The sequence below is a fragment of the Yeosuana sp. genome (genome assembly GCF_057126245.1).
This window is the reverse complement of sequence record NZ_DBNGMQ010000098.1, coordinates 1-1,951: the sequence shown is the minus strand read 5'-3', so window position 1 is coordinate 1,951 and position 1,951 is coordinate 1. Positions and strand designations below refer to the sequence as shown.

Below are 1,951 nucleotides of genomic sequence, written 5' to 3'. Positions count from 1 at the left end.
GGAAATTGATAATTTTGAAACTTTTTAGTGTATTTGTTATATTATTAAACATGTGCGTCCCTATATCTTATGTATTAAAATTTTTTTATTAAATGATAATGGATTTGAACCACTAACTTTCTCGTTGTAAGCGAGACACTCTACCAATTGAGTTAATCATTTTTATATATTTTGGAATAAAAGGATTCGAACCTTTGAATGATCGTACCAAAAACGAATGCCTTACCACTTGGCTATATTCCAAACTACATTTTATCTTTAAATAAAATTCTTTTTTCAAAGTTTTATCCAAAACTATGAGACATTAGTTTTTGTGACTCTAACATATATATATTCTTCATTCTTCTTTTTGGTTTATTGGTTTTAATTTTCTATCTTTTCAAAGAAAAAAAGATATATAGTTTTAAGTTTTTTTTACTATTATTCTCTTTTATATTATAAAAAATGATCTTTTCCCTTATATAAGGGAAAAAGTGTTATATTACAAAAATCATTATTGCTAGTATTAAAATATTAAATAAAAAACTTAACTGACCTAATTAGAATTAAAAGAGAAGTATTACAAATACAAATATGAAAAAACTACAAAATGATTACTCTTGACTAATAATTATTGATATATTTTAACTATTTAAATTTACTTATATTATAAAAAATGATCTTTTCCCTTATATAAGGGAAAAAGTGTTATATTACAAAAATCATTATTGCTAGTACTAAAATATTAAATAAAAAATTTAATCGACCAAATTAGAAAAATATGGAAAACCTACAAGAAAACTCAATTGACTTATTAGAGAAGAAGAAGGTGGGAAATATGGAAAAACTGGACAATGATTATTAGTCGAGATACTAAATTATTTCAATTTACAAGCATGATAAAAGTACAGAATGACTTCATCTGAAAAATTTAAAAACGATTTAAAAGATTGTAATATTATTGGTGAAATTAGAATTGAGAAAATGAAAAGTAACGAAATAAAAAAGAACTTTGAAATAATAATAATTACTCTACTTGGGATGATATCTGCGTTTTCTTTTTACATGTTTTACATGTTAAGAAAAACAATAGATACTATTGAAAAAAATTACTGTATATTAAGTACACAACACGATGAATTAAATAAAAAACATAATGTCTTGTTACAAAAATACGAAGAATTAGTAACAAGTAATATAAAATCAGAACTAGAAATTAGTACTATACAAAATATATTACCTGTAGATAGTAGTTCTAATTTACTAATGAAATCAATCGAAATACTTACTATTATATTTTTAATATTATTAATAATATATGTAGTGTCACAAATTCAGTTCCAAATACCAATTCTTAGTCAGTTTGTAAAACTTTTAAAAAATTACACAAGTTGGTTAGATAAGGTAGAAAAATATCAGCATGTTGATGAAAAATCACGTAGTATTTGGGAAGTTATTATTACGAATAACGAAAAAGTAAAAATTCTCATCCAAAGAGAGCATGACCGTAATCCTATTGAGCTAGGTAGATTATTGCGTGATTTGCAGCGTGATTTAGAGCAAATTGAAGAAATATTGACTCGTCCGGGTGTAGAAAATATTCTTAACGATCTAGAGTTTATGGAAAGAGCTAATATTATTACAAGTACTTTTCCTTCTTTAATGTAATTTTATATAAATACTAATAACAATTATGAGAAAAAAACAAATATAAAATAATTTAAATAAAATAAATGAAGCTGAATATGAGTGGAAATCTATGCTAAAATCAAAAGACTTTTATACACCTTTATATAATATGTTTCCAACGTTTTATGAACAATTTAAAGATCAAATGGTAATTCACCTTTTTCCTAGTACACAAAAGTTACAAACACAGCACTCGAATAGAAAATATATGTTGTTTAAATTTCTCATTTTCTAATTGCTTTTTTGTATAATTAGAATGCTGTCGTTAAGAACTTTTTATGTT

1 protein-coding gene and 2 tRNA genes are annotated in these 1,951 nt (G+C 23.7%); 1 reads left to right on the top strand and 2 read right to left on the bottom strand.

Features of this window, described 5'->3' with window-relative positions:
• Positions 1–89: 89 nt before the first annotated feature.
• Together AC15TD_RS13245 and AC15TD_RS13240 are read right to left on the bottom strand one after the other, a co-directional pair.
• Positions 90–162 (bottom strand) — tRNA-Val (locus AC15TD_RS13245).
• A 9-nt stretch (positions 163–171) separates the two neighbouring features.
• A tRNA-Gln gene (locus AC15TD_RS13240) sits at positions 172–243 on the bottom strand.
• A 648-nt stretch (positions 244–891) separates the two neighbouring features.
• Between AC15TD_RS13240 and AC15TD_RS13235 the strand changes: the two genes are divergently transcribed.
• A complete protein-coding gene (locus tag AC15TD_RS13235) occupies positions 892–1,647 on the top strand; it encodes a hypothetical protein (protein WP_484452629.1) in 756 nt (251 codons plus the stop codon).
• The last annotated feature ends 304 nt before the right edge of the window (positions 1,648–1,951 follow it).

Bases quoted from the DNA above. Each gene is read 5' to 3' on its own strand.
- AC15TD_RS13235 (WP_484452629.1), top strand. From the start codon at position 892: ATGACTTCATCTGAAAAATTTAAAAACGATTTAAAAGATTGTAATATT.